The organism is Albirhodobacter sp. R86504 (genome assembly GCF_042466415.1).
In the GTDB taxonomy this organism is placed as follows: domain Bacteria; phylum Pseudomonadota; class Alphaproteobacteria; order Rhodobacterales; family Rhodobacteraceae; genus Albirhodobacter.
Map to the genome: position 1 here is coordinate 2,554,422 of NZ_JAXHCH010000002.1, position 23,586 is coordinate 2,578,007.

Annotated in this window: 24 protein-coding genes; 15 read left to right on the plus strand and 9 right to left on the minus strand. The window is 60.3% G+C overall.

What is annotated here, in order from left to right:
- Positions 1-33: 33 nt before the first annotated feature.
- From SJY32_RS14325 to SJY32_RS14345, 5 genes are read left to right on the plus strand one after another with little or no spacing between them, the layout of a single operon-like run.
- Positions 34-477 carry an NAD(P)H-dependent oxidoreductase subunit E gene (locus SJY32_RS14325; RefSeq protein ID WP_376876768.1) on the plus strand — a complete coding sequence of 148 codons (444 nt, stop codon included), beginning with the start codon at positions 34-36 and terminating at the stop codon, positions 475-477.
- Entirely contained in the window at positions 474-1,976 is a 1,503-nt protein-coding gene (locus SJY32_RS14330; protein WP_376876771.1) for a formate dehydrogenase beta subunit, read from the plus strand. Before SJY32_RS14325 ends, SJY32_RS14330 begins: the two co-directional genes overlap by 4 nt.
- Positions 1,973-4,831 carry a formate dehydrogenase subunit alpha gene (gene fdhF / locus SJY32_RS14335; RefSeq protein WP_376876774.1) on the plus strand — a complete coding sequence of 953 codons (2,859 nt, stop codon included), beginning with the start codon at positions 1,973-1,975 and terminating at the stop codon, positions 4,829-4,831. The genes SJY32_RS14330 and fdhF overlap by 4 nt, the downstream gene beginning before the upstream one ends.
- Positions 4,831-5,601 (plus strand): formate dehydrogenase accessory sulfurtransferase FdhD, encoded by a 771-nt coding sequence (gene fdhD / locus SJY32_RS14340; RefSeq protein ID WP_376876777.1) that lies wholly within the window; start codon positions 4,831-4,833, stop codon positions 5,599-5,601. Before fdhF ends, fdhD begins: the two co-directional genes overlap by 1 nt.
- The gene (locus SJY32_RS14345) at positions 5,598-5,789 is read left to right on the plus strand and encodes a formate dehydrogenase subunit delta (protein ID WP_376876780.1); all 192 of its coding nucleotides are present in this window, start codon (positions 5,598-5,600) and stop codon (positions 5,787-5,789) included. Before fdhD ends, SJY32_RS14345 begins: the two co-directional genes overlap by 4 nt.
- 24 nt (positions 5,790-5,813) lie before the next feature.
- Here SJY32_RS14345 and SJY32_RS14350 read toward each other — a convergent pair whose 3' ends face one another.
- From SJY32_RS14350 to ubiA, 3 genes are read right to left on the minus strand one after another with little or no spacing between them, the layout of a single operon-like run.
- Positions 5,814-6,143 carry a hypothetical protein gene (locus SJY32_RS14350; RefSeq protein WP_376876783.1) on the minus strand — a complete coding sequence of 110 codons (330 nt, stop codon included), beginning with the start codon at positions 6,141-6,143 and terminating at the stop codon, positions 5,814-5,816.
- Between the two features lie 10 nt (positions 6,144-6,153).
- Positions 6,154-8,166 (minus strand): OmpA family protein, encoded by a 2,013-nt coding sequence (locus SJY32_RS14355; RefSeq protein WP_376876786.1) that lies wholly within the window; start codon positions 8,164-8,166, stop codon positions 6,154-6,156.
- A 58-nt stretch (positions 8,167-8,224) separates the two neighbouring features.
- Entirely contained in the window at positions 8,225-9,202 is a 978-nt protein-coding gene (gene ubiA / locus SJY32_RS14360) for a 4-hydroxybenzoate octaprenyltransferase (RefSeq protein WP_376876789.1), read from the minus strand.
- Positions 9,203-9,214: 12 nt separating this feature from the next.
- Here ubiA and SJY32_RS14365 point away from each other — a divergent pair, with 12 nt between their 5' ends.
- The 3 genes from SJY32_RS14365 to SJY32_RS14375 all read left to right on the plus strand — a co-directional run bounded on the left by SJY32_RS14365 (position 9,215) and on the right by SJY32_RS14375 (position 11,988).
- Positions 9,215-9,979, plus strand: coding sequence for a 16S rRNA (uracil(1498)-N(3))-methyltransferase (locus SJY32_RS14365; RefSeq protein WP_376876792.1), 765 nt, complete (start codon positions 9,215-9,217; stop codon positions 9,977-9,979).
- Entirely contained in the window at positions 9,979-10,551 is a 573-nt protein-coding gene (locus tag SJY32_RS14370) for a hypothetical protein (RefSeq protein ID WP_376876795.1), read from the plus strand. The genes SJY32_RS14365 and SJY32_RS14370 overlap by 1 nt, the downstream gene beginning before the upstream one ends.
- A gap of 66 nt (positions 10,552-10,617) precedes the next feature.
- Positions 10,618-11,988 (plus strand): glutamate--cysteine ligase, encoded by a 1,371-nt coding sequence (locus SJY32_RS14375; protein ID WP_376876798.1) that lies wholly within the window; start codon positions 10,618-10,620, stop codon positions 11,986-11,988.
- Between the two features lie 62 nt (positions 11,989-12,050).
- Here the strand turns inward: SJY32_RS14375 and plsY are convergent, their stop codons facing one another.
- The 4 genes from plsY to SJY32_RS14395 are packed head-to-tail and all read right to left on the minus strand — an operon-like array spanning position 12,051 to position 15,595.
- On the minus strand, positions 12,051-12,635 hold the full coding sequence (plsY, locus tag SJY32_RS14380) for a glycerol-3-phosphate 1-O-acyltransferase PlsY (RefSeq protein ID WP_376877774.1): 585 nt from the start codon (positions 12,633-12,635) through the stop codon (positions 12,051-12,053).
- 2 nt (positions 12,636-12,637) lie between these two features.
- Positions 12,638-13,915, minus strand: coding sequence for a dihydroorotase (gene pyrC / locus SJY32_RS14385; protein WP_376876801.1), 1,278 nt, complete (start codon positions 13,913-13,915; stop codon positions 12,638-12,640).
- Positions 13,912-14,604 carry a hypothetical protein gene (locus tag SJY32_RS14390; RefSeq protein WP_376876804.1) on the minus strand — a complete coding sequence of 231 codons (693 nt, stop codon included), beginning with the start codon at positions 14,602-14,604 and terminating at the stop codon, positions 13,912-13,914. Before SJY32_RS14390 ends, pyrC begins: the two co-directional genes overlap by 4 nt.
- A gap of 28 nt (positions 14,605-14,632) precedes the next feature.
- Complete coding sequence (locus SJY32_RS14395; RefSeq protein ID WP_376876807.1) at positions 14,633-15,595, minus strand: aspartate carbamoyltransferase catalytic subunit; 963 nt, start codon at positions 15,593-15,595, stop codon at positions 14,633-14,635.
- A gap of 141 nt (positions 15,596-15,736) precedes the next feature.
- Between SJY32_RS14395 and SJY32_RS14400 the strand changes: the two genes are divergently transcribed.
- Positions 15,737-16,624 carry a uracil-DNA glycosylase family protein gene (locus SJY32_RS14400; protein WP_376876810.1) on the plus strand — a complete coding sequence of 296 codons (888 nt, stop codon included), beginning with the start codon at positions 15,737-15,739 and terminating at the stop codon, positions 16,622-16,624.
- 5 nt (positions 16,625-16,629) lie between these two features.
- Here the strand turns inward: SJY32_RS14400 and SJY32_RS14405 are convergent, their stop codons facing one another.
- Complete coding sequence (locus SJY32_RS14405) at positions 16,630-17,568, minus strand: protein-disulfide reductase DsbD domain-containing protein (RefSeq protein WP_376876813.1); 939 nt, start codon at positions 17,566-17,568, stop codon at positions 16,630-16,632.
- A 200-nt stretch (positions 17,569-17,768) separates the two neighbouring features.
- Here SJY32_RS14405 and SJY32_RS14410 point away from each other — a divergent pair, with 200 nt between their 5' ends.
- Entirely contained in the window at positions 17,769-18,323 is a 555-nt protein-coding gene (locus tag SJY32_RS14410; protein WP_376876816.1) for a YqgE/AlgH family protein, read from the plus strand.
- Between the two features lie 5 nt (positions 18,324-18,328).
- Here the strand turns inward: SJY32_RS14410 and SJY32_RS14415 are convergent, their stop codons facing one another.
- Positions 18,329-19,270, minus strand: a complete 942-nt coding sequence (locus SJY32_RS14415; RefSeq protein ID WP_376876819.1) for an L-threonylcarbamoyladenylate synthase — start codon at positions 19,268-19,270, stop codon at positions 18,329-18,331.
- 115 nt (positions 19,271-19,385) lie between these two features.
- On the opposite strand from SJY32_RS14415, the gene SJY32_RS14420 reads away from it, so the two are divergent.
- The 5 genes from SJY32_RS14420 (at position 19,386) to SJY32_RS14440 (ending at position 23,581) form a co-directional block, all read left to right on the plus strand.
- Positions 19,386-21,077, plus strand: coding sequence for an acyl-CoA dehydrogenase (locus SJY32_RS14420; protein WP_376876822.1), 1,692 nt, complete (start codon positions 19,386-19,388; stop codon positions 21,075-21,077).
- Entirely contained in the window at positions 21,074-22,111 is a 1,038-nt protein-coding gene (locus SJY32_RS14425; protein ID WP_376876825.1) for an MBL fold metallo-hydrolase, read from the plus strand. The genes SJY32_RS14420 and SJY32_RS14425 overlap by 4 nt, the downstream gene beginning before the upstream one ends.
- Positions 22,090-22,599, plus strand: coding sequence for a DUF6173 family protein (locus SJY32_RS14430; RefSeq protein ID WP_376876828.1), 510 nt, complete (start codon positions 22,090-22,092; stop codon positions 22,597-22,599). Before SJY32_RS14425 ends, SJY32_RS14430 begins: the two co-directional genes overlap by 22 nt.
- Before the next feature lie 94 nt (positions 22,600-22,693).
- Positions 22,694-22,828, plus strand: a complete 135-nt coding sequence (locus tag SJY32_RS14435; protein ID WP_376876831.1) for an aa3-type cytochrome c oxidase subunit IV — start codon at positions 22,694-22,696, stop codon at positions 22,826-22,828.
- Between the two features lie 126 nt (positions 22,829-22,954).
- Positions 22,955-23,581 carry a hypothetical protein gene (locus SJY32_RS14440; RefSeq protein ID WP_376876834.1) on the plus strand — a complete coding sequence of 209 codons (627 nt, stop codon included), beginning with the start codon at positions 22,955-22,957 and terminating at the stop codon, positions 23,579-23,581.
- Positions 23,582-23,586 lie beyond the last annotated feature (5 nt).

Sequence of the window (23,586 nt, forward strand, 5' to 3'; positions counted from 1 at the left end):
TGTAGCGAGATCTTAGCCAAGGGAGACCCAGCCATGTCCATTCGCCAACGAACGCAGGAAATCTGTGCCGCTCATGCCGCAATGGAAGGGCCGCTTTTGCCGATCCTGCATTCTGTTCAGGCCGAATTCGGGTATTTGCCAGCTGAAGCCCTCGCGCCGATTGCGACGGCGTTGCAGATTTCCAACGCCGAATTGCACGGCGTGATCGAATTTTATCACGATTTCCATCGCGCCCCGCAGGCCAAACATGTGATCCGCGTGTGCCGCGCCGAGGCGTGTCAGGCGATGGGCGGCGCGTCGATGATTTCCGCGCTGGAGGTGGCTTTGGGCATGAAGCTGGGCGAGACGAAGAACGATGTGGCGTTGGAGGCGGTTTATTGCCTTGGGCTTTGCGCTTGTGCCCCTGCCGCGCAGGTGAATGGCGAATTGATCGGCCGCGCTACGGTTGATCGGCTGGTTTCGGAGGCGCGCGCATGAAAATTTACGTCCCTCAAGATGCCGCCGCCCGTGCTTTGGGGTCCGATGCCGTTGCCGCCGCGATTGGTCGCGCCGCCGCCGAGCGCGGGATTGCGGTTGAGATTGTTCGCAACGGAACCCGCGGGATGATCTGGCTGGAGCCGATGATCGAGATCGAGACGCCAAATGGCAGGATTGCTTACGGCCCGATGACGGTGGCCGATGTGCCCGCGCTGTTTGATGCGGGGGTGCATCCCAAAGAGCTGGGCCTGACCGAGGAAATCCCGTTCTTCAAATCGCAAACCCGTTTGACCTTCGCGCGGGTGGGCGTGATTGATCCTTTGTCGTTGGAGGATTACCGCGCCCATGGCGGGATTGTGGGATTGGAAAACGCCCGCAAAATGACCCGCGATCAGCGGCTCGATGAGGTTTCGGCCTCCGGTCTGCGCGGCCGGGGCGGTGCGGGCTTCCCAGCGGGGATCAAATGGAAAACCGTGGCGCTGGCCCCCGCGGACCGCCGGTATATCGTGTGCAACGCCGATGAGGGCGATAGCGGCACGTTTGCGGACCGGATGTTGATGGAGGGCGATCCGTTCACCTTGATCGAGGGGATGGCGATTGCGGGGCTCAGCGTGGGCGCGTCGATGGGCTATGTTTATATTCGGTCGGAATATCCCGATGCGATCCGGATCATGTCGGCCGCGGTCGAGATTGCGCGGACGCAAGGCATTTTGGGCAAAGATTTCAACATGGAAATCCGCGTCGGCGCGGGGGCCTATGTGTGCGGCGAGGAAACTTCGTTGCTGAATTCCTTGGAGGGCAAGCGCGGCGTGGTGCGTGCGAAGCCGCCGCTGCCCGCGATTGAAGGGTTCATGGGGCGGCCAACGGTGGTCAATAACGTCCTCACGCTGGCCTCGATCCCGTGGATTTTCGCCAATGGCGCGCAGGCCTATGCCGATTTCGGGATTGGCCGCTCGCGCGGGACGATGCCGCTGCAACTGGCGGGAAATATCAAATTTGGCGGGCTGTATGAGACCGCGTTTGGCACCAGTTTGGGCGAGATCGTCGAGACGATTGGCGGCGGCACGGCGTCGGGCGGCAAGGTCAAAGCCATTCAGGTAGGTGGGCCTTTGGGCGCGTATTTCACGCCCCAACAATATGATACGCCGTTTGGCTATGAGGAATTCGCGGGCAAGGACGGGCTGATTGGCCATGCGGGCATCGTGGTGTTTGACGAGAGTGCCGACATGCCCCAGCTCGCGCGGTTTGCGATGGAATTTTGCGCGGTGGAAAGCTGTGGCAAATGCACGCCGTGCCGGATTGGCGCGGTGCGCGGGGTGGAGACGATTGATCGGATGCTGGCGGGCGATCCTGAGGCGGAGGAGTTGCTCCTCGATCTGTGCCACACGATGAAACACGGCTCGCTTTGTGCGCTGGGCGGGTTCACGCCCTATCCGGTGCTCTCCGCGCTGACCCATTTCCCGCAGGAATTTTCCCCTCTGAAGGAGGCCGCTGAATGAAAGATTTCATCCTTCCCGATATGGGCACGCCTGTGAAATCGGGCAAACCGATCACGCTGACCATCGACGGCCAGAAAGTGACCGTGCCTGCGGGCACGTCTGTGATGCGGGCCGCGAAAGAGGCGGGGATCACGGTTCCCAAGCTGTGCGCGACCGATAGCATTGATCCGATCGGCTCGTGCCGGCTGTGCATGGTGGAGATCAAGGGCCATCGCGGCACGCCCGCGTCCTGCACCACGCCGGCCACGGACGGGATGGAGGTTCACACCCAAACCACCCATCTCAAACGCCTGCGCAAGGGCGTGATGGAGCTCTATATCTCCGATCACCCTCTGGATTGTTTGACCTGCGCGGCGAATGGCGATTGCGAATTGCAGGATATGGCGGGGGCGGTGGGCCTGCGCGATGTGCGCTATACGAAGGGCGAAAACCATTTCGAGGTGCGCGCCAATGGCGAGGCCAATCCGCGCTACATCGCCAAGGATATTTCCAACCCATATTTCAGCTATGATCCGGCGAAATGTATCGTCTGCATGCGCTGCGTGCGGGCCTGTGAAGAGGTGCAGGGCACCTTTGCGCTGACGATTGAGGGCCGTGGGTTTGACGCGCGGATTTCGACGGCGGCGCCCGATTTTCTCGCCTCCGATTGCGTGTCTTGCGGCGCTTGTGTGCAGGCCTGCCCGACGGCGACTTTGGTCGAGAAATCGGTTGAAGAGATCGGCACGCCGGAGCGATCCATCGTTACCACCTGCGCCTATTGCGGGGTGGGATGTTCCTTCGAGGCGCAGATGCGCGGCGATGAATTGGTCCGCATGGTGCCCTATAAAGGCGGCGAGGCGAACCGCGGCCATTCCTGCGTGAAGGGGCGATTTGCGTGGGGCTATGCCAACCACCAAGACCGGATTTTGTACCCGATGATCCGCGATCAGATCACCGATCCTTGGCGCGAAGTGTCGTGGAGCGAGGCGCTGGAGTTCACCGCCAACCGCCTGCGCGCGATTGAGGCAAGGCATGGCAAGGATGCGATGGGGGTGATTACCTCCTCGCGTTGCACCAATGAGGAAACATTCCTCGTGCAGAAACTGACCCGCGCGGTGTTTGGCAATAACAACACCGATACCTGCGCGCGCGTGTGCCATTCGCCCACCGGATACGGGCTGAAACAGACGTTTGGCACCTCCGCCGGCACGCAGAATTTCGACAGTGTCGAGCATGTCGATTGCGCGCTGATTATCGGCGCGAACCCGACCGACGGGCATCCGGTGTTCGCCTCGCGGCTGCGCAAACGGCTGCGGCAGGGGGCATCGTTGATCGTGGCCGATCCGCGCCGGACCGATCTTTTGAACACGCCGCATCTGAATGAGGCGCATCATCTTGCGCTGAAACCGGGGACGAATGTGGCGGTGCTGTCGGCCTTCGCGCATGTGATTTTGACCGAAGGGCTGGAGGATAAAGCCTTCATTCGGGATCGTTGCGATACCGAGGAATTCGCGGATTACGCCGAGTTTATCGCCGATCCGCGTCATGCCCCCGAAGCCGTGGAGGCGCAAACCGGCGTGCCTGCCGCGTCCTTGCGGGCCGCCGCGCGGGCCTTTGCCGCCGCACCGAATGGCGCGATTTACTACGGGCTGGGCGTGACCGAACATTCCCAAGGATCGACCACGGTGATGGCGATTGCGAACCTTGCGATGCTCACCGGAAATATCGGCCGCGAGGGCGTGGGTGTGAACCCGCTGCGCGGACAAAACAACGTGCAAGGCGCCTGCGATATGGGCAGCTTCCCGAATGAATTGCCGGGCTATCGGCATGTCTCCGATGACACTGCGCGCGAGATTTTTGAACGCGCTTGGGGGGTGACTTTGCCGTCCGAGCCGGGGTTGCGGATCCCGAATATGCTGGATGAGGCGGTCGCCGGAAACTTCCGCGCGCTCTATTGCCAAGGCGAGGATATCTTGCAATCCGATCCCGATACCAAGCACGTCGCGGCGGGTTTGGCGGCGATGGATTGCGTGATCGTCCACGATCTTTTCCTCAACGAGACGGCGAATTACGCGCATGTGTTCCTGCCCGGATCGACCTTCTTGGAAAAGGACGGCACCTTCACCAATGCCGAGCGCCGGATTAACCGTGTGCGCAAAGTGATGGCGCCGAAGAATGGCTATGCCGATTGGGAAATCACCCAGATGCTGGCCAATGCGCTGGGCGCGGGGTGGAATTACACCCATCCGAGCCAGATCATGGACGAGATCGCGGCCACCACGCCGGGCTTTGCCAATGTCAGCTACGCGATGTTGGAGGATCGCGGGTCGGTGCAATGGCCGTGCAATGACGATGCGCCGGATGGCTCTCCGATCATGCATGTGGATGCGTTTGTGCGCGGCAAGGGGCGGTTCATCCGCACCGAATATGTCGCGACCGAGGAACGCTCCGGCCCGCGCTTCCCGCTGTTGCTGACCACGGGGCGTGTGCTTGCGCATTATAACGTGGGCGCCCAGACGCGGCGCACGGAGAATACCGCGTGGCACCCCGAGGATGTGTTGGAAATCCACCCGCATGATGCCGAAAATCGCGGCGTGAAGGAGGGCGATTTCGTCCGCCTTGCGTCCCGCGCGGGGGAAACCACCTTGCGCGCGCAGATTACGGAACGGGTGGCCCCGGGCGTGGTCTACACCACCTTCCACCATCCGGTGACGCAGGCGAATGTGGTCACCACCGACAATTCCGATTGGGCCACGAATTGCCCGGAATATAAGGTGACGGCGGTGCAGGTCTCTGCGTCCAACGGCCCATCGGATTGGCAGGAAACCTATGCCGCGCAGGCGACACAGGCGCGGCGGATTGAGGCTGCTGAATAATGGATGTCTGGCGGGAAACCGGCACAGGGGCGTTGGCGATTGAGGCGCCCGTTGCACTGGTTTTCGACGGCAGTACACAGGCCGTTATGATGGCGTCGCCTTCAGATCTGGAGGATTTCGCGCTGGGCTTCGCGCTCACCGAAGGGGTGATCGATGGGCCAGACGATGTGGTGCGTTTCGAGGCGTGTGAACAAGAGCTGGGGCTTGAGGCGCGTATGTGGCTCAAGCCGGAGCTGAGCGCTCGATTGAATGCGCGGCGCCGCGCGATGTTGGGGCCTGTCGGGTGCGGTCTTTGTGGCATCGACAGCTTGAAAGAGGCCCTGCGGCCAGCGCGTCTAGTGGGGCGGACGGTTACATTGGGGCGCGAAGACCCATCGCGCGCGATGGCATCGTTGCGCGCGGCACAGCCTTTGCAAGATGCGACACGTGCAGCCCATGCTGCGGCGCTTTGGTCTGCGGAGGGCGGGTTGCATGTGCTGCGCGAGGATATTGGCCGGCATAACGCACTGGACAAGCTTGCAGGTGCTCTGGCGCGGTCCGCAGTCGGGCGGCTGGGGCAGGGGGGTATTTTGGTCCTCACGTCACGCCTGTCCGTTGACTTGGTGCAGAAGGCGGGAATGATCGGCGCGGAGGTTATCGTCGCAGCCGGCGCGCCCACGTCATTGGCCGTTGATGAGGCCGCGCGCGCGGGCATTACACTGATCGGGCGTACGCGCGATACGAGCTACGAGATTTACACCCACGAATTCCGCATTCGAGAGGCCGCATGAAACTGACCAAAATGGCAAACCAGATAGCAACCTTCTTCGCGAGCCAGCGCGGCGATCAACCGGCAGCGATTGCGGCGCATTTGAATGAGAACTGGGCGCCCAAAATGCGCGCCGATTTTCTCGCGCAAGATGACGAGGCCGATCAGCATCCGCTGCTTGTTCAGGCCAAGCCTCTGATCCGGTCGTAACTTAGATCGACACGCCACGCGCCGTCAGGTTTTGGCATTCGTCCGTTCGATATAGTTCCGAAGCTCCTCCGCTTCGTGGCGCGCATCACGCAGCCCGTCCATCGCCGCGCGAAGTTCGGCCTCGGTCTGGCTGATCTGGTTGGTCAACTCGGATTCGCGCTGTTCGATATAGGTGATGGCCTGATCGCGCATTTCTTCGGCCTCATGCAAAGCCTGCGCCATTTGCTCCAACTCGCCCATATCCGCGCGGGTAACGCGGGTAAGGCGGTGGATCAGCCATGAGGCGAACCAACCCAAGGTGAAGGCGACGATCAGGATAATCGCGGTCGCGATCACAAATTCGGTTCTGTTCATCGGATATCCCTCAGTTTTGTTGCGGACGCGCTTTGGGGCGTCTTGTCGTCTGGGTTGCGGGGGTCAATATCGTGCCGGTTTCGGCTGCGGCATCATCGCCGTCTTCGCCGTCTTTCGGCGGCGCCGCGCCCTCGTCAGCTTTTTCAGGCGCCGGGGTGGCGGCAACGGTGCCGTCCGCAGGGGGCAGGGCGACGGGGCGGTTGACCGGCGCCGCATCAAGCAGCACGAATTCAATCCGCCGATTGGCCTCGCGACCGACTTCCGTATCATTCGGCGCGACAGGTTGGCTCGGGCCGTAGCCTTGCGCGCTGAGGTATTCGGTGTTGACGCGGCGCTCCATCAAGGCGCGCAAAACGGCCGTAGCGCGGTCTTGCGACAGTGCCATGTTGAATTCGTCAGATCCTTGGCTATCCGTATGACCCGCGATTTCCATTTTGAAATCGGCGCAATCTTTCATCAAACCGGCAAGCGTATCGAGAACCGCGCCGCCGCCCTCGGCCACGACAGATGCGCCCGGCTCGAAGTTGATTTTTGCCTTGGCAAGGGCACCGTTCAGCATGTCTGTGCATTCCGCCCCTGTCGGAAGGCCAAGAATTGGATCAAGCCGTTTGTCATAGCGCACATCGAGATCGAATCGGGAGTGTTCGCCCAAGCGATCCGTCAGAATGCGCGAAATTGCGTCCGAGCCAAGCGTGTTGCCCGATACGCCGCTGATTTTAATCAGATCTGGCGTGACGACAGCCTCGCCCTCGGCCAGTTGCGAGAGGGCTTCGATCGCCGAGAGCGACCGCAAAGCCCACCCTGCGGGCAAAGTGTCATCGACGCGGGTTGCACCGTACACATTCGAGGCACCAAAGCGCGCGCGCGCCAAAATTTCCGCCGCTTCGCGCAGGCGCTCGTCTGACAGGCGCCCACGCAATTGCACTTGGCCCTTTGAAGACAGCACTGCCGAGAATTCAGGCCCGCCAGCAGGCAGCGCATCTGCTTTCTTCGTTAGCTCCGCTTTGAGGGAAAAGACCTCCGGCAAGTTCGATTCCAACTCGCCAACGATCCGATCGAAATCGGCCTGCGTCACGGTATCCGCCGCGATCAGCGAGATATCCGCATCCGATACTGTGACAAGGCCGGCGCCCATGTCTTTAAGCGCCTTGATGGTCATCTCCGTGGCTTCGCCCCAGCGCGTTGAAGGGGTGCCCATGCCAACGGTGCATCCTGCGCCGGCTGGTACGCCTGCGGCGGTTGCTGCCGCGAGGATGCGCGCCTTTGCCCGGTCGGTGTCGGCCGAGCAGGCATCAAAGCGCGCGCCGTCGCCATCGATGACGAACCGCAATGTGAACGGGGTTATGACGGGGCGGGGGGCGGAAATATCGCTTTGGAGGGCGATCGCAGCGGGTTTGCGGCGGGCAAGATCTGCGTCGATCCGCGCTTTCTCGGCCGCGCTGTTCGTGATGGCGGTGACGGCAACCTTCCCGGGAGCAACAGAAATTTTGGAGCGGGGAAGTGTATTCAGTGTCAATATCCCGAAATCGAGCGCTGATTGCCATCCCTTCGGTTCGGCGTAATCTGCCGCTTCCAGCATGTCTTTGACGGCGGCTGTGCCTGCAATCGTCTCGATCCGCTCCATAAAGGCTTCACGATCCATCGACGCCGGAACGAGACCGATGAGCGATATCCCGTCATCATTGCGCAAAATTTCGAGCGAGAAATTCGGCGGCGTCGCCTCCTTTTGGACTTCAACCTCCGTGAGGTCGATCACCCGCGTGGCCTCGACAACAGAGGCCGCTTTGGTCAGCGCGCGAAACCGGTTTGCTTCGGTTGGCGCCGTGCCCGAAATCTGAACCAAAAGGCCGTCGGTCTCGACATTCGCCCAGCTATAACCTGCGGCTTCGAGTTCGACCCGCATGAGCGACCTTGACCGCTTCTCGATGATGGTAGCCGAGCCACCAGCAATAAACGCCGACACAACGGTCGCGGCGGTGAAGGCAGAAATCGTCAGGATCTTCGGGCTGAGCCGCATAAGCATATGGCCTTCATGTGGTCTGAGGTGCCAATTCATTAGCGGTCGAACCTCAGAGGTTCAATCACACGACCGCAGCACAGGCGATAAATAGCGCAGCCAGAAGGCCTGTGTCACGATTAGACCGGAACAAATGCAAGCAAATATCCGTGTCATTAATATCGAGGCGGCGTAGCTGCCACCACATATGCCAACCCATCGCCCAAGGCGCGGCTAAGGCAATGGCCAGTTTGATGACGTTATCTTGCGGAAGAAGCGCGACCAAAATCGCCCCCGTCATCAGCACGACACTTAAAATCTGGAACCGCACGAGCCACACGCCTGTGCGGTCACCAAATAGGCGCGCGGTGGATTTGACGCCGATAAGCGCGTCATCTTCTTTGTCTTGATGGGCATAAATAGTATCGTAGAACAAAGTCCATGCGATGCCCGAGAGATACAACAAGATCGCAGGCCAGCCGAGGGATCCAGTGTGCGCGACCCAAGCCAGCAGCGCGCCCCAGTTGAACGCAAGGCCCAAGAATACCTGCGGCCACCATGTGAAGCGTTTTGCGAACGGATAGACCGCAACGGGAGCGAGCGCGATCAACCCCATAAGGACCGCGGCGCCATTGAACGATAGCAAGATGAGCGCAGCGACGCCCATTTGGAGGAGCATCCAGATCAGGGCGCCTTTTGGCGTGACCTGACCCGAGGGAATCGGGCGTGACCGCGTGCGGGCGACGGCGACATCAAACTCCCGATCCGTAAAGTCATTCCATGTGCACCCCGCACCGCGCATCAAAACAGCGCCAATCGCGCAGCCCGCAAGGATCCAAAGATCTTCATATCGTGGGCCGGTTGTTGCCGCCGCAAGCGCAAGCCCCCACCAGCAAGGAAGCAGCAAAAGCCATGTCCCAATCGGACGATCCGCCCGCGAAAGACGCAGCCAAGGGCGGCTCCACGCTGGGGCAGTCTCATCGACCCAATTCCCGCGGACGGCATCGGCCACCTGCCCCGCTGGCCGCGCGACATTCTCTGGCATCTTTCGTGGTTCGGACATACAGTTGCCCCCATGGAAAAGGCTAAAATCAGGCTCCATGTAGAGCATCATTTGGGGCAGGGGCAACCGTTGCCGCTCAACGAGGCGCAAGCGCATTACCTTGTCTCGGTAATGCGGCAGGGCGTCGGCGCGCGAGTCACCGTGTTCAATGGCACGGATGGCGAGTGGCAGGCCGAGATCACACGGGCGGCAAAGCGCGGCGGCGATCTCGTCTGCGTGGCACAATCAGGGCCACAGCTATCGCCGCCTGATCTATGGCTTTTATTTGCGCCGATCAAAAAAGCCCGCACTGATTTTATCGTCGAGAAAGCGACCGAGCTTGGCGTTGCCGCGATTTTTCCCGTGCAGACACGATTCACCAACTCGGAACGCCTGCGGCAGGACAAACTTCAGGCCCATGCCGTGGAAGCCGCGGAACAATGCGGCGGGACATATGTTCCGATGGTTCACGATATTCAGAATATTTGGAAAGTGCTGGATAATTGGGTGGTTACAGGCCAATCTGTGCGGCAAATCCTTTGGGCTGATAAGTCGCTCGTAGGCGCAGGAGAGACTCTTGAGGCCTTGGCGGAGCGCGCCAGCACCTTTGCGACAGGGCCGCAGCCGTGGGCGATTTTGATCGGGCCCGAGGGTGGCTTTTCGACGACAGAGCGCGAGAAGTTGCGAGCTTTACCGTTTGTTCATCCGATTTCGTTAGGCCCAAGGATCTTGCGCGCTGATACGGCGGTCTGCGCGGCTGTGACGCTATGGCAAACCGCTCTTGGAGATTGGGCTTGATGCGGATCGAAATCCGACCCGTTTTGCGGGCGCGCCTTTACCGTTTTCGCGAAGTCCTTGCGGCATTGGGGGCGATCGGCCTTGCTCTGTGGGTTGCGAGTTTTGGCGGGTATTTCTTAACGCCACTGGGATTCGCGCTGGCAGCCTTGGCCGCGACATGGGGGATCATTGCGCTGCGCCGCGCCCGCTTTGCGCATCCCGTGACGGCGCCAGGCTTGGTGGATCTGGATGAGGGACGCATCGGCTATTTCGGCGCTGGCCAAGGGCTTGGCGGTTATATCGAAATTGATGATCTGGCGGAAATACGTTTGATCTCGTTGCGTCAAGCGCCACATTGGCGGCTAAAATCAACGGACGGGCGCGCAATTGTCATACCGGCAAGTACGACGCATGCGGAAAAACTCTATGATGCTTTCGCGCGTTTGCCGGGCATTGATATGGCGGTGCTGACAAATGCGCTGACCAAAGCGCAGGCAAACCCGCCGCCGGAATTCGCAATTGGGCAGGGGCGTTCGGGTGCTGAACTGCCCCCGCGCATTGGCGCACAAAGTCTGTGGCGTCGCGCCCCTTGACACCGCGCGCTACGCGCCCCACCTCTAGCCACACTCTAAGAAACCCAACCGCCACGGAGCCTCAATATGTCCATTCCCCAGCAAGGTGGCGGTCTTATCGAATCCTTCGATCAACTCGCACAGTATATCGCGTCCGGCGAAAAGCCGCGGGACGCGTGGCGGATCGGGACCGAGCATGAAAAATTCGGCTACTTAACCGACAGCCTTTTGCCGCTTCCTTACGCAGGCGAGAGATCAATCCAGTCAATCCTTGAGGCGCTCCAGCATCGCTTCGGATGGGAGCCGATCTTCGAGCAAGGCATGATTATCGGCCTCACGCGGAATGGCGCTAACATATCGCTCGAGCCGGGTGGCCAGTTGGAGCTTTCCGGCGCGCCACTTAAAGATATGCATGCTGCGGCGCATGAATTGCAGGATCATTTGCGCGAAGTTCATTCGATCACCGATGCGATGGGGATTCAGTTTTTGGGTCTGGGCGCGGCGCCGCAATGGTCGCATGACCAAATGCCGATGATGCCGAAGGGCCGTTATCGTTTGATGACGGATTATATGGGCCGCGTTGGTACGCATGGCACGCAGATGATGTATCGGACATCGACTGTTCAGGTGAATCTCGACTTCGCCTCCGAGTCGGATATGGTCCTCAAAATGCGAACGGCGATCGCCCTGCAACCGGTCGCCACGGCGCTTTTCGCATCGTCTCCGTTGTTTGAGGGAAAGCCGAACGGCCATAAGTCGTGGCGCTCGCGGATTTGGCGCGGGCTTGATGATGCGCGCACGGGTATGCTGCCGTTCTTCTTCGAGGATGGTATGGGGTATGAGCGTTATGTCGATTACGTTCTCGATACGCCGATGTATTTCGTCTACCGCGACGGCAATTACATCAACGCACTTGGGCAAAGCTTCCGCGATTTCTTACGTGGCGAGTTGCCAGCGCTGCCGGGCGAAAAGCCGACCTTGTCGGATTGGGCGGATCACATGACGACCGTGTTCCCCGAAGCGCGCGTCAAAAAATACATCGAGATGCGTGGCGCGGATGTGGGGGATGTCCGTCACATCAACGCGTTGCCCGCGTTTTGGACGGGCTTGATGTATAATCAAACGGCGTTGGATGGCGCGTGGGATCTTGTCAAAGGGTTCGATCCGCAAACCCGCGAGGGTCTGCGGATTGCCGCGTCGGTTTCTGGCCTTCAGGGCGAGGCGAATGGCATTCGTCTGCATGATTTGGCGCGCGAGGCTGTCGCGCTCTCGAAAACGGGGTTGGCCGCGCGGGCGATGGCGTCTCAGGATGGCTTGTTGCCCGACGAGACACATTACCTCGCGCCGGTTGAGGAAAGCGTCGCGACAGGCCGGACCATGGCGGACGATATTTTGGAAAACTGGAATGGGGCTTGGCAGGGTGATATCACGAAGATCTACGAGGGATATAACCTGTGAACTGATCGCCTTGGTGGATCGAAAAAGGGGATGCGCAAGCATCCTCTTTTGCATTGAGCAGTTTAGCTCTTCTTACCGATCTTTGGTTCGGTGCCGTCGGCAATCCGCGCGATGTTGGCTTTGTGGCGGTAAAACACCAATGCGGCCAAAAGCGCGCAAAGGATCATCAGATCCGCGCGCCCTAAAACATAGGCCAGCGGCACGGAGGCCGCAGCCGCGATCAGCGCCGAAAGCGAGGAAATCCGGCTTATGAAAGCCGTCAAGAGCCATGTCGCGCAGGCGGCAAGCCCCAAGGGCCATGCCAAAGCAAGCAATGTGCCCAAGAATGTCGCGACCCCTTTTCCGCCTTTAAAGCCCAGCCAGATCGGGAAAACATGCCCCAGAAATGCGGCCCCGCCGGCGATCTGCGCGGCGTGTTCCCCTAGGAGGGCGCGCGCAATGAGCACGGCGATTGCGCCTTTACCGCTATCGAGCAACAAGGTCGCCAGCGCTGCGGGCTTGTTGCCCGTGCGCAAAACGTTTGTCGCGCCGATATTCCCCGACCCGATCTGGCGCAGATCGCCCAGTCCTAAAGCGCGCGTGATCACGAGGCCGAAGGGCACCGACCCGAGCAAATAGCCCCCGAAAGCCGCGAAGATTAGTGTCATCATCATGTGGTCTCCGCACAAAAGACTTCGACGCCCGCGACGAAGCTACGCAGAACGCGCCCCTCCATCCGTGTCCCGTCGAAGGGGGTGTTTTTCGATTTCGATTTCAACGCGAATCGGTCCAACAGGAACGGTGCGTCCGGGTCAAACAGGACCAGATCCGCAGGCGCTCCTTCCGCCATTCGGCCCTGTTCAAGGGATAGGCGCTTTGCCGGATTCAGCGCACAAGCGCGGAAAATCTCCGGAAGTGTCAGATGGCCGGAATGGTAAAGCCGCATCAAGGCGGGCAGGAATGTCTCCAGCGCAACCGCCCCCGCATCGGCTTCGTCGAAGGGCAGGCGTTTGCTTTCCTCATCCGCAGGTGTGTGCATCGAGCAAATGATATCGATGAGCCCCGACCGCACGGCCTCGACGATTGCGAGGCGATCTTCTTCTGCCCGCAGCGGTGGTGTGAATTTGAAGAAGGTACGATAATCGCCCACGTCAAACTCGTTGAGCGTCAAATGGTGGATAGAGACGCCAGCTGTAACGTCCAACCCGTTGGCCTTCGCACGTTCCAGCGCGGGCAATGTGCGCGCGCAGGTGACTTGGTCGGCGTGATAACGCGCGCCTGTCATCTCGACGAGGCCCATATCACGGTCAAACCCGATGCGTTCCGCCAAAGGAGACACACCTGAGAGCCCGCGCAGTGACGCGAATTTGCCGCTGGTGACGGACGCGCCTTTTGAAAGTTCTGGCTCTTGTGGATGCCCGATGATCAGCGCGCCTAGCGAGCGGGCGTAGGTCATCGCGCGAGCGAGCGCCTTGGGCGCGGTCGAAACATTGTTCCCGTCGGTGAACGCCACCGCACCGGCATCCAGAAGGAAGCCAAGCTCGGTCATCTCGCGGCCCTCGCGCCCCTTCGTCAAGGCCGCCATGTGCAGGATGCGCACAGGGGCGTCTTCGGCGCGCCGTCTTACATATTCGAGGACTTCTGGCGTATCGATTGCGGGCAAGGTGTCAGGGCGCGCGACAACCGTCGTAACGCCGCCCGCCGCCGCCGCTAAGCCCGCCGATCGCAGGCTTTCCTTATGGCGCTCACCCGGCTCGCCGATTTTTACGCCGATATCAATAATTCCCGGCGCGAGGCATTTGCCCTTGCAGTCAATGACGCGCGCGCCCTCCGGTGCGCTCATTGGGCCGATTGCGGCGATGCGACCATCGTCGATCACCACATTTCCGAGGGTTTCGGTCATAGCTTCTGGATCAATCAGTCGCGCATTTTGCAAGAATACAATCATTCCATCTCCTGTGCGATCTCGCGCATCATCGCATAAACTTGTTCTGCCCCGTCGATATTTTCAAATCCGTAGGGCCGAGTTGATGTTTGTTGCCGCCCTCGAGTGGCCGAAACCTGCGGGCGCGCAAAGGTCACGGACGGTTTGCGCCCTTTATGCAGTCGCAAGGGGGTGTGGGGCGTAATCGCCACGCGCTCGGCCGTACCATTGCTTTGCATGATATATGCGGCGCGTGTCGTTAAGAGATACTGCGGCGCGTCACTGGCATGTACGGCATCGGCGGCGGCGTTTCCCTGAGCAGGCGTCAGCGCCGCCTTGAGGCTGCGAAGCCCTCTAAAAAGAAAAATGAGGCCGAAGGCCCAGATAAAGCCGCCGCCGCGCGCCGCTATCGACATCCAGAAGATCGAAAATCCGGTCATGAGAGCTGCGCCGAATAGGCTTGGCTTGCGCACGACGAGCCGCGCCAATGCGGCGCGAGGCTGGCCTTGCCATAAGATGGCCTCGTTTGTTCCGACAATCCCGCGCCATCGGGCGGGGATGTTGGCACGCTCGGGCGCATCGGGCACGGTGTGCTGCGGGGGCGTCTGCGCGAAACGATCCGGCTCGCGGAGCACGACCGGCTCAGCCGGCGATGGCGCTTGATTGGGCGCGGGTAGCGGCGGCGGCGTGGAATGGTCTCGCTGACGGCTCATCGGCGCGCTCTCGAAGGATGCGCGCGCCTCATGCATACGCCGTATCCGCTAGGCGACCACGTTCGGCCCGCAGGTTTTGCGCCAGCAGATCCATGCAGGCCATGCGCACCGCTACGCCCATTTCCACTTGATCCTGAATCACTGAGCGGTTGATGTCATCTGCGATGGTCCCATCAATTTCGACGCCTCGATTCATAGGGCCGGGATGCATAACAATTGCGTCGTCTTTCGCATAGGCGAGCTTCTCGGCGTCGAGCCCGTAGCGATGGAAATATTCTCGTTCGGACGGAATAAAGCCGCCATCCATCCGTTCTTTTTGAAGTCGTAACATCATGACAACATCGGCGCCCTCAAGACCCTTGCGCATGTCATCAAACACTTCGCATCCGAAATGCTCGACGCCCGATGGCATCAAGGTGGGCGGGGCAATCAAACGAACACGGTTTTCCATTTTCCCGAGCAAAATGAGATTTGATCGAGCAACACGGCTATGGGCCACATCGCCGCAAATCGCGACCGTCAGGCGCGAAATCCGGCCCTTTGCGCGCCGGATCGTCAGCGCATCCAAAAGCGCTTGCGTCGGATGCTCGTGCTTGCCGTCGCCCGCATTGAGCACCGCGCAATTCACTTTTTCTGCCAGCAAATTGACCGCGCCAGAGGAGCCGTGACGCACAACCAGCAGATCCGGGCGCATCGCATTGAGCGTCATCGCCGTGTCGATCAGCGTCTCGCCCTTTTTGACGGAGGAGTTCTGCATCGACATATTCATCACATCCGCGCCGAGGCGTTTTCCCGCCAACTCGAAGCTGGCCTGTGTGCGGGTCGAATTTTCGAAAAACATGTTGATTTGCGTCATCCCCGCGAGCGCATCGGTGCGCTTCACGGTGCGGCGGTTCAAATCGACATAACGGTCTGCGAGATCAAGAACGGTGCGAATGTCCTCTTGGCTGAGGTATTCGATCCCCAATAGGTGCCGTGCGCGGAAGGTCATCGCGGGCTCTCCGATGTTGTTTTCCCGCTTATGCCAAATGCCTGCGCTCCCGACAATGCTTAAGGCGTGCGTCGGGGCGGTGATGGGCGCGCGCACTATCCGGCGTTTACCTTGGACGGCTGAGGCAATAGGATTGACGGCATGGAATCGGCGCAAAATTTACCCATTGATCTCTACACCGCAGCAGCCCTCTTGGAGTGGCAGCTCGAAATGGGTGCGGATGAGGGGATACTCGATGCGCCCCTAAACCGCTATCATTTGCCCGAGCGCGCAGAGCCGATGCCAATGGCGCGCAGTTCTGCGCCCAGCCGAGCGTCGGCGCCCAACCAGATCGAGGCGCGGCGCGATGTGGAGCGCGGTGACCAACCGCCCGCGCGCGGCCCCGCGCCCGAAATCCACCGCGCTCCGCAGGGACCTGACCCCGTTGAAGCTGCGCGGACGACGGCGATGAAGGCGACGTCGCTTGAGACGCTTCGCGACCTGTTGGAAGCGTTCGAGCATTGCGAGCCAAAAAAAGGGGCGCGCAATTGCATTTTCGGGGGGGGACACCCGCAAGCGCGCGTGCTCTTTCTCACGGAAGCGCCAGTCCGCGAAGAAGATGTCGCGGCAAGCATGATGACGGGGCACGAGGGCGTGATGTTTGATAAGATGGTGTCAGCCATCGGCTTGACGCGCGATCCGACCGACGCGAACCGCGCGGTTTACCTCTTGCCGGTGCTGCCTTGGCGCCCGCCCGGCGATCGCGACATGACATCGCAGGAGTTTGCGATGATGGCGCCTTTCATCGCTCGGCATGTCGAGTTCGTTGACCCTGATGTCGTCGTGATGATGGGCAATAGTGCTTGCGCGATGGGCCTAGGGCGGCCGTTGGCGCAAACAAGTGTTACCCGTGTGCGGGGGCAATGGCTCACAGCGTTCGGAAAGCCGGCTTTAGCGATGGCCCATCCGCGCAACCTGATCTCAACGCCCGCGGAAAAGCGCAATGCGTGGACTGATTTGCTCGAACTTCGGGCGCGACTCGCGATTTGATCCGGCTAGAGTGCCTCACACCCGGTTATCTCATATGCTTCGCCACCGCTCAAAACCGTAAACCGCAGGGCTGCGAGATTGATATCAAACGGCGCTGCTGCATCGGGCACGATCTCGGCGGTTGAAATAAGACCCTCGCCGACGCGGCGCGTATCGGATTCCGAAATCCAGACGGGCATATCGAGCAGTTCGAACAGCGCGACCTCGCTTTCGACATATCCGTCAGGTGGATTTTGAGAGGTCGAGAGGATCGCTTCGCGCGCGGCGAAGGCGAGCGCTTGCGGCGTGAGTGGCGCGCCGCTCGGAGGGGGCAGATCGATATGGGCCGTGACGCGCATCCCGTCGCGGATCGGCTCGGCGCTGCAGTGAGCAAGCCCGGGCCGTTTTTGGGGTGTCGCGGCCAACGCGCGCACGATTTCGGGATCGCGGGTCGCATCGCGGGCTGCGGCCAGATCCGCCTTCAGTTCAACCTCGACGGGCACGCAGATTTCTTCGCAAACGCCCATCGAGATTAGGGCTGAGAGGGCGATCGGTGCACTGGCATCTTGCGGCGTTATCCGGATCGGAAGGACCAATTCGTGATGGTATCCAACCGTCCGCAAGCCAGCACTTTCGAACACCTCGGGCTTTGGCCAGAGAATTTCCGTAGCGGCGATATTTTCCGACCCTGCAAAGCTAAACAGTGGTGGAATCCCTGCGTCACCGGGCGCCCGCCAGTAAGTTTTCCATCCATCGGCAAGCGAAATTCGAACCGCTGCAATCTGCGCGCCGTCGTCTTCGGCCCAACCAGACACAACCGAGGTTTCCATCACGCCGGCTGGGGCGGATTGCGCAGACGCTGCGGCTGCGCAAATGAGTAAGACGGATGCTGCACCGCAAGCGGTCAACACGCGTCGGTCGCGCGAGGTTGGGCGATGAAAACTGGGGGCGAGAGACATAAACATGCTGGCTGCATAGCGCCCCTTCGATCCTTGCGCAAAGTCACAAAACCGCGTGTTGCGATGAATTTACGGCCGCGATGGCCTGCGCGCCACATTCGGGCGGCGCGTGTTTACGCAATGTTGGAAATATTGCGGACCCAAGTGCGATTGCCCTTGAAACCACGCCAACGGCACGCAACTTTAAACAGATGGAAGCCTATCAAATGGATCTCACTGGAAAGCTTTTGATCGCGATGCCCGGAATGGGTGATCCGCGATTTGAGCATGCTGTTTTGCTGATTTGTGCGCATAATCCGGAGGGTGCGATGGGGGTTGTGATCAACAAGCCTGCGCCTGATCTCGATTTGCGGGACCTGTTCGCGCAATTGGGCATTCATCACGGCGCGACGTTGCCTGCTGTTCCTGTACAGCTTGGCGGACCGGTCGAACTGTCGCGCGGGTTTGTTTTGCACTCAAACGAATGGGAGGGCGAGGGCGGTTCTCTCGCGGTGACATCTGCGCTTTCTCTTACGTCGACGCGCGATATTCTTGAGGCGATTGGCCAAGGTCTTGGGCCAGATAATGCAATCCTTGCATTGGGTTACGCAGGCTGGGGGCCCGGACAGTTGGAAGGCGAGATTTTGCAAAACGTCTGGTTGACCGCCGATCTCGATGACCGGATTATCTTTCGCGAGCCAAATGTGCGGAAGTGGGAAGAAGCGCTGCACGGGCTTGGCATTGATCCGATGACGCTATCCGCCACGGCCGGCCACGCCTGAAACGATCAGTCGCGCGGCGCAGCGGCGCGTCGCAGGCGATCATTGATTGCGCGGCCTAAGCCGATTTCAGGGATGGGCGCGAAGGCAATCGGTTTTTGAAGCGCGTCTGCCTCGCGCAAAACAGAGAAAAGGCGCGTTGCCGCTTCAACCAAATCACCGCGCGGCGATAGGGACAGGGGGGATCCGGCGCAATCGCCGAACCCTATCCAGATCTCGTCGGGTCGGGGCGTCACAACATTCAATCGAACCTGTGCGGCCGGCGCGTAATGCGACGTCAATTGGCCTGGGGCATTCGGCTTTTGCGCATCTCCGCCGTCCGCAAGTGGTCCGAGCACTGCGGTGAGATCCTCGCGAACCAACCCGCCCTCGCGCAAAAGCGTGAGCGGGGCGAGGGAGATGATCGTGGATTCAACGCCCACTGGGCAGGCCCCACCATCAACAACACCCGCAATCTTCCCCGATAATCCCCCCATCACATGCGCGGCCGTTGTGGGCGAGATCTTACCCGACGGATTTGCGGACGGTGCGGCGACCGCTCCCCCGAATTCGCGCAGGAGCGCGCGGGCGACCGGATGCGCAGGAATCCGGATTGCGACGGTCTCTAGCCCCGCCGTGACCAGATCAGCGATCCCCGACGCGGGCCGAAGGGGAAGCACCATCGTTAACGGGCCAGGCCAAAAAGCGGCGGCGATCTTGCGGGCTTGATCGTTGAAAACGGCGATCAGCTCTGCCGCGTCGAGATCTGCCACGTGCACGATCAAGGGGTTGAAGGATGGACGCCCTTTCGCGGCATAAATTCCGGCCACGGCTGCCGCATCGCGAGCATTTCCGCCCAATCCGTAGACTGTCTCGGTGGGAAACGCGACCAGCGCGCCCGAGCGCAACAGCGCTGCGGCTTGGGCAAGACCGTCATGATCCGAGTTTAAAAGGTGGGTGGTTTGGGGCATAGTCGTGACGCAGCGTTCAGGTTTTGGGGTGGGCACCCATGCGTTAGCGTGGTGTGTATCGGAGTTGTTGCATACGCGTATGGCAAAGCATTGCCAAGCGCGAGGGGGAGAAGACATGCCATATCGCGCGCCAGCGGCGGAGTTTCGTTTCATTCTGGATCAAGTCGTGCCACTCGCGCCCGTGAGTGCGTCTGAGCGTTTTGCCGAGGCGACGTCCGAGACGGTTGACGCGATTCTGACCGAAGCCGCGCGTATGTGCGACGAAGTGATGGCGCCTTTGAACCGAGCTTCTGATCTTCATCCCGCGCGGCTGGAGAACGGCGTGCTACGATCAACGCCGGGCTTTAAAGAGGGCTTCGCCGCTATTCGTGAGGGCGGCTGGGTCGCATTGGCGGCTGCTGAGGAGTTCGGCGGTATGGGCTTGCCGCAAGCGGTAAACATGGCCGTGAACGATATGATGTCGGGCGCTTGCTTGTCCTTGCAGTTGAATCCCCTTTTGACTCAAGGCCAGATCGAGGCGCTGGAACATCATGCGTCCGATGAGATCAAGGCTCTCTATCTGCCGAAACTGATTTCCGGCGAATGGTCGGGAACGATGAACCTGACGGAGCCGCAAGCGGGCACCGATGTCGGCGCATTGCGCACCAAGGCCGAGCCGAACGGCGACGGCAGCTACGCGATTACCGGCCAAAAGATTTACATCTCATGGGGCGATTCCGATCTGACCGAGAACGTGTGTCACCTCGTTCTGGCACGCTTGCCCGATGGCGCAGCGGGCACGCGGGGGATCTCGCTTTTCATCGTGCCGAAGTACCTGCCGGATGCGGATGGTAAGCCAGGGCAGGCGAATTCGCTGAGCGTTGTATCGCTCGAGCATAAGATGGGGCTTCACGGCTCGCCGACCTGTGTGATGGCCTATGAGGGCGCGCAGGGCTGGATGGTCGGGGGCGAGCACAAGGGAATGGCCGCGATGTTCACCATGATGAACAACGCGCGGCTGGCTGTTGGTGTGCAAGGCATCGGGATCGCGGAGGCGGCGTTCCAAAAGGCGCTCGATTATGCGCAAGAGCGCGAGCAGGCGGGGGCAATCATTCAGCATGCTGATGTGCGCCGGATGTTGGCCACGATGAAAGCCGAAATTTTTGCGGCGCGCTCGATTGCGCTCGCATGTGCGGTTGCGCTCGATCTGGGTCGTGCGTCGGGCGATGCCGAGCAATCGGCGCGGGCGGCCTTGTTGACGCCGATCGCCAAGGCTTACGGCACCGACGTCGGCTGCAATGTCGCAGAGACGGGCGTTCAGGTCCACGGCGGGATGGGCTTTATCGAAGAGACCGGCGCGGCGCAATTCTACCGCGATGTGCGTGTTACGACAATTTATGAGGGCACCAACGGGATTCAGGCGATGGATCTCGTGGCCCGCAAAATGGCGGACAATGGCGAGGCAGCAGCGCGTTTGCTGCAAGAGGTTGAGGATTTCGCACATTCCGCCCGTGCGATGTTGCCGCAGCTTGCGGAGGATACGTGGTTGGCGGCCGAAAGCCTGCGCGAGGCGACGGAATGGCTCGTGCATCAGGAGATGCAGGATCGGTTCGCCGGAGCTGTGCCCTATTTGCGCGCATTTGCCCGTGTTTTGGGCGCGCATTACCATCTGCGTGCCGCCGTCGCCGAGGGAGGAACCGGTCCGCGCACCGATCTCGCGCGGGTTTATATCCGCCGCTTGTTGCCGCAATACGCCGCTTGCCTTGCTGAGGCAAAGGAGGGCGCGGCTGGCCTTTACGCGCTTACGCCAGAGGTGCTTCACGGGTGATAGATCGCATCAGATATCCTTTCGACGTCGCACCCGAAACAGGTGCCGTGACACAGGTCGGCGAGGGTATCTTTTGGGCACGCCTGCCGTTGCCGATGGCATTGGATCACGTGAATAGCTTTATCCTCGATGATCGTGCCGTCTCGGGTGGCTGGTGTATCGTGGATCCGGGCATGGATACGCGCGCGTGTCGCGAGATTTGGGAGGATTTGCTACGCGGCCCCTTGGCCGCGTGGCCGGTCACCCGTGTTGTGGTGACGCATCATCATCCGGATCACATTGGCTTGGCGGGGTGGTTCATGGCGCGCGGCGCCGACCTCGTCACGACGCGCACGAGTTGGTTGATGGCGCGGATGTTGGTGCTGGACGAACATCCTCTTCCAACTCCAGAAGCGCTCCGATTTTGGCGGGCGGCGGGGATGGATCCCGAGATTTTCGCCAGTCGTCAAGTTGCACGCCCGTTCAACTTTAAAGATTGCGTTCATCCGCTGCCTTTGGGGTATGTCAGGATTAGCGATGGCGACACCCTGACAATTGGCGCGCGGCATTGGCGCGTCCGAACGGGGGATGGCCATGCGCCAGAACATGCGACCCTTTGGTCGGATGAGGACGGGATCATCCTCGGCGGCGATCAGCTTTTGCCTTCGATATCAGCTAATCTTGGTGTCCATCCGACCGAACCGGATGCCGATCCAGTGGCGGAGTGGCTGGTATCTTGTCGACGGTTCCAGTTGGAGGCGTCGTCGGAGCATCTCGTGCTCCCGGGGCACAAATTGCCTTTCACCGGTCTGCCGCTCCGCCTGCGACAAATGATCGAGAATCACGAGGCGGCCTTGGTCAGGCTTGTGACGCACCTTGAAACACCGCGCACGGCGGGGGAGTGTTTCGCGCCTTTGTTCAAACGTGCGATTACGCCGGCGGTTTACGGCCTCGCGCTTGCTGAGGCGGTGGCGCATCTGAATTATTTGCGCCACACTGGGCAGGTAGCGCGAACGACAGATGAGGCCGGCCAATGGATCTGGATCAAGAGCTAGATATCTCCACCTCCGCCGAGGCGATGGAAGCCACCGCATTGTGCCGCGGGCATGTTGTGCACACAAGCGATGACGCCCCACAAACCCCCGAGGCACAGCCCCTTCCCGCGGCGCTGCGCCGCACGCCGGCGGAGCAAAAGTCAGAGGCGCAATGGGCGTATGAACGTCTTGTTTTGTTTATCAAAAACTTTGAGGAACAACTCGATCAGGATCAGGAAATTGCGCTGGGCATGACGGGGGGGACCTCGGGCGCTCTGCGGATCGAGGGGCTAGGTTATTTCGCGCCTGATATTCTGACCTTTTACGGCCGCAACGAGCAAGGCGTGCGCACCCAGTTGATTCAGCATGTCTCGCAGCTGAACTTCTCGCTGGTGGCTCTGCCGAAAGAAGCACCGGAAGAAAAGCCGCGGCGCATCGGGTTTCGCCTGTTCGAGGATATCGAACGCGAAGACGGCGGGGAGGTCAAAGCGTCAGAGACTGTGTCCTAAACCATCGCAACAGTGTGAAACCGTGCAAACTCGGGCGTGACAGTGCCCAGATCTTGTGATTATTTGCGCGAAAGTTGAACGGGAGATTTCTAAAATGGCAGAGCACATTCAGGGCACGATGGATATCACCGCCCAAGAGAAAACATTCAAAGGCTTCATCAGCTTCGTGAAATACGGCGTGATCGCGATTGTCGTGTTCCTCGTATTCCTCGCGCTGGTCAACGGCTGATAGACAGAACTCTGGCCCAGAGCGGGCCTTGGTTTGATGACCATTCGGCGGTTGCCTGATCCGCAGGCGGCCGCCAAGCAACGTTATTTTACGTGCTCAATTCTCTTATGAAACGCGAGGTCTGCAATGCGCCGACTTATCCTGTGCCTGTTGTTGCCATTGTTCCTTGCCGCTTGTGGTGCCGAGCCTGTCTGGGCTCCCGATGATGCCGTTCGCAAAGCTGCGTTCTCGTCGGGCGAGGCGCCCTCCATTACCCTCTACACCGTGATCAGCAAAAACACCGGCGCGGGCGGGCATTCCTCGTTGCTTATTGATGGCAATGAACGGGTTTTGTTCGATCCGGCCGGCACATGGAAATACCCCTACGCCCCCGAGCGTAATGATGTCCATTACGGCATGACGGAGCGGATGCGGAAATTCTACATCGACTATCATGCGCGCGAAGATTGGTACGTGAAGGTGCAAAAAGTCTACGTTCCTCTCGACGTGGCCGAGGAACTCCGCCGACGTGTTGAGGCGTACGGCGCAGTGCCTAAATCGATGTGCGCGAATTCGGTGAGTTCGAGCCTTCGCGGATTGCCCGGATTTGAGGAAATCTCCCATACGTACTTCCCTGTGCCGTTGTCCGAGATGTTCGGCAAGGTGGACGGCGTGGTGAGCGAGGATGTCTATGACGGCGATCCGCGCAATGTTCACGGCATCCAAATGATCCGCCCCGATGAGGTTACCCACGGGCGCACAATCGGCGGCTGATCTGT

Bases quoted from the DNA above. Each gene is read 5' to 3' on its own strand.
- SJY32_RS14325 (WP_376876768.1), top strand. From the start codon at position 34: ATGTCCATTCGCCAACGAACGCAGGAAATCTGTGCCGCTCATGCCGCA.
- SJY32_RS14330 (WP_376876771.1), top strand. From the start codon at position 474: ATGAAAATTTACGTCCCTCAAGATGCCGCCGCCCGTGCTTTGGGGTCC.
- fdhF (WP_376876774.1), top strand. From the start codon at position 1,973: ATGAAAGATTTCATCCTTCCCGATATGGGCACGCCTGTGAAATCGGGC.
- fdhD (WP_376876777.1), top strand. From the start codon at position 4,831: ATGGATGTCTGGCGGGAAACCGGCACAGGGGCGTTGGCGATTGAGGCG.
- SJY32_RS14345 (WP_376876780.1), top strand. From the start codon at position 5,598: ATGAAACTGACCAAAATGGCAAACCAGATAGCAACCTTCTTCGCGAGC.
- SJY32_RS14350 (WP_376876783.1), bottom strand. From the start codon at position 6,143: ATGAACAGAACCGAATTTGTGATCGCGACCGCGATTATCCTGATCGTC.
- SJY32_RS14355 (WP_376876786.1), bottom strand. From the start codon at position 8,166: ATGCTTATGCGGCTCAGCCCGAAGATCCTGACGATTTCTGCCTTCACC.
- ubiA (WP_376876789.1), bottom strand. From the start codon at position 9,202: ATGTCCGAACCACGAAAGATGCCAGAGAATGTCGCGCGGCCAGCGGGG.
- SJY32_RS14365 (WP_376876792.1), top strand. From the start codon at position 9,215: ATGGAAAAGGCTAAAATCAGGCTCCATGTAGAGCATCATTTGGGGCAG.
- SJY32_RS14370 (WP_376876795.1), top strand. From the start codon at position 9,979: ATGCGGATCGAAATCCGACCCGTTTTGCGGGCGCGCCTTTACCGTTTT.
- SJY32_RS14375 (WP_376876798.1), top strand. From the start codon at position 10,618: ATGTCCATTCCCCAGCAAGGTGGCGGTCTTATCGAATCCTTCGATCAA.
- plsY (WP_376877774.1), bottom strand. From the start codon at position 12,635: ATGACACTAATCTTCGCGGCTTTCGGGGGCTATTTGCTCGGGTCGGTG.
- pyrC (WP_376876801.1), bottom strand. From the start codon at position 13,915: ATGATTGTATTCTTGCAAAATGCGCGACTGATTGATCCAGAAGCTATG.
- SJY32_RS14390 (WP_376876804.1), bottom strand. From the start codon at position 14,604: ATGAGCCGTCAGCGAGACCATTCCACGCCGCCGCCGCTACCCGCGCCC.
- SJY32_RS14395 (WP_376876807.1), bottom strand. From the start codon at position 15,595: ATGACCTTCCGCGCACGGCACCTATTGGGGATCGAATACCTCAGCCAA.
- SJY32_RS14400 (WP_376876810.1), top strand. From the start codon at position 15,737: ATGGAATCGGCGCAAAATTTACCCATTGATCTCTACACCGCAGCAGCC.
- SJY32_RS14405 (WP_376876813.1), bottom strand. From the start codon at position 17,568: ATGTTTATGTCTCTCGCCCCCAGTTTTCATCGCCCAACCTCGCGCGAC.
- SJY32_RS14410 (WP_376876816.1), top strand. From the start codon at position 17,769: ATGGATCTCACTGGAAAGCTTTTGATCGCGATGCCCGGAATGGGTGAT.
- SJY32_RS14415 (WP_376876819.1), bottom strand. From the start codon at position 19,270: ATGCCCCAAACCACCCACCTTTTAAACTCGGATCATGACGGTCTTGCC.
- SJY32_RS14420 (WP_376876822.1), top strand. From the start codon at position 19,386: ATGCCATATCGCGCGCCAGCGGCGGAGTTTCGTTTCATTCTGGATCAA.
- SJY32_RS14430 (WP_376876828.1), top strand. From the start codon at position 22,090: ATGGATCTGGATCAAGAGCTAGATATCTCCACCTCCGCCGAGGCGATG.
- SJY32_RS14435 (WP_376876831.1), top strand. From the start codon at position 22,694: ATGGCAGAGCACATTCAGGGCACGATGGATATCACCGCCCAAGAGAAA.
- SJY32_RS14440 (WP_376876834.1), top strand. From the start codon at position 22,955: ATGCGCCGACTTATCCTGTGCCTGTTGTTGCCATTGTTCCTTGCCGCT.